The following is a 1,676-nucleotide window of genomic DNA, read 5'->3' as shown; positions in this document are numbered from 1 at the left end:
CGGTTGCCTGCAATTCAGCGTGGCTGCCGGTGCCTCTGCGCTGGTGGGCGTGCTGCACGACGGCAGCGCCGTGCCGATGGCGATGGTCATCAGCCTGTGTGGAATTCTGGTGGTGGGCGCGGCATTGCTCACCCGGCGTTTGCAAAATGCCCGGGCGCTGGCGCAAGCCCAGGTTTGAGACCGGAGTCAGCCGGCCGCACGCTGCGGGTGGAGGACGGGAATCTGGTGAGGGGCCTGGATGCGGGCTTCAAGAGTACGCGTGAAAGCGCGAGCTTCTGCTTCGCTGCGGAACGTCACAGCATGTTGATCCAAGCGAACTTGCCACTGGGACTTTGCCAGTTCTTTTATCAGGATCTTCATAGCCGAACTCCTCTTGTAAAAGATGTCTTGTAAAAGATGTCTCGTAAAAGACGTTACGCAAAAGACTGCCTCGCAGGAGATTCGATTGTAGTCCCGAATTCGAGCACCATTGTGACAAGGATCAACTGTCGGACTGACGGTTTGTAACTAAAAAAAACACGACTTTCGAGGGTGCCCGCAGGGATTGTCGGCGACCGGAACTACCCGGTCGCCGACGGAAAACATGAAATCAGCGATGGTTTTTTTCAGCGCCTCAGAACCCTTCCAGCACAATCTTGCCCTTGGCTTTGCCGCTCTCCAGCAGGGCATGGGCACGGCGCAAATTGGCCGCATTGATCGTGCCGAAGTGTTCGCCCACCGTGGTTTTCAGGGTCCCGGCATCGATCAGCCAGGCGACGCGATTGAGCAGGTTGTGCTRCTCGATCATGTCCGCGGTTTCAAACAGCGAACGGGTGTACATGAACTCCCAGTGCAGTGACAGGCTCTTGCGCTTGAGCTTGGTCACGTCCAGGGCCTTGGGGTCATCGATCAGCGCCAGCTTGCCCTGGGGCGCCAATGCCTCGACCAGTTGGTCCAGGTGCTGGTCGGTCTGGGTCAGGCTGGCGACGTGGGTGACCTGATCCACGCCGGCACGCTTGAGTGCTTCGCTCAGTGGCTGGCTATGGTCGATCACCAGATCGGCACCCAGTTCCTTCACCCAGCTTTGGGTCTGCGCACGCGAAGCGCTGCCGATGACTTTCAGGGCCGTCAGTTGGTGAGCGAGCTGCGTAAGAATCGAACCCACGCCACCCGCCGCGCCGACGATYAACAGGCTCTGGCCTTCATCGGTTTTGCCTTCGCGTACTTGCAGGCGTTCGAACAACAGTTCCCACGCCGTGATCGCGGTGAGCGGCAGGGCAGCGGCTTCGGCGAACCCGAGTGTCCTCGGCATGCGGCCGACGATGCGCTCGTCCACCACATGCAACTCGCTGTTGCCACCCGCACGCGCGATGGAGCCGGCGTAAAACACCTTGTCGCCAGCCTGGAACAGCGTCACCTCACTGCCCACCGCCTTGACCACGCCGGCCACATCCCAACCCAACACTTTGGCCGCGCCATCTTCGGGCTGGACGTTCTGGCGCACCTTGGTGTCCACCGGGTTGACCGAGATGGCTTTGACTTCCACCAGCAAGTCGCGGGGGCCGGCAACCGGCTCCGGCAGCTCGATGTCTTGCAGAGCCTTGTCGTCACTGATCGGCAACGAGGCGTAATAGGCAATGGCTTTCATGGGCGACTCCTGAACACTAATAAAGAAGCGATGCGATGGGGGAGATGAT

The 1,676-nt window shown here is 60.0% G+C and carries 2 protein-coding genes and 1 pseudogene; 1 reads left to right on the top strand and 2 read right to left on the bottom strand.

Translation table 11 applies throughout. The features are described 5' to 3' along the window. Positions 1–178: pseudogene (locus tag ACXRVY_RS27700) on the top strand (Bcr/CflA family drug resistance efflux transporter); the annotation flags it as partial. An 8-nt stretch (positions 179–186) separates the two neighbouring features. On the opposite strand, the gene ACXRVY_RS27695 reads toward ACXRVY_RS27700, so the two are convergent. Then, positions 187–360, bottom strand: a complete 174-nt coding sequence (locus ACXRVY_RS27695) for a hypothetical protein (protein ID WP_008021930.1) — start codon at positions 358–360, stop codon at positions 187–189. A gap of 253 nt (positions 361–613) precedes the next feature. After that, positions 614–1,627 (bottom strand): zinc-binding alcohol dehydrogenase family protein, encoded by a 1,014-nt coding sequence (locus tag ACXRVY_RS27690; RefSeq protein ID WP_458238800.1) that lies wholly within the window; start codon positions 1,625–1,627, stop codon positions 614–616. Positions 1,628–1,676 lie beyond the last annotated feature (49 nt).

The organism is Pseudomonas sp. P5_A2_2 (assembly GCF_054177685.1).
The sequence above is the reverse complement of the archived record's forward strand: the minus strand, read 5'-3'. Positions and strand labels throughout refer to the sequence as shown.

Coding starts and splice junctions, on each gene's coding strand:
- ACXRVY_RS27695 (WP_008021930.1), bottom strand. CDS start 360: ATGAAGATCCTGATAAAAGAACTGGCAAAGTCCCAGTGGCAAGTTCGC.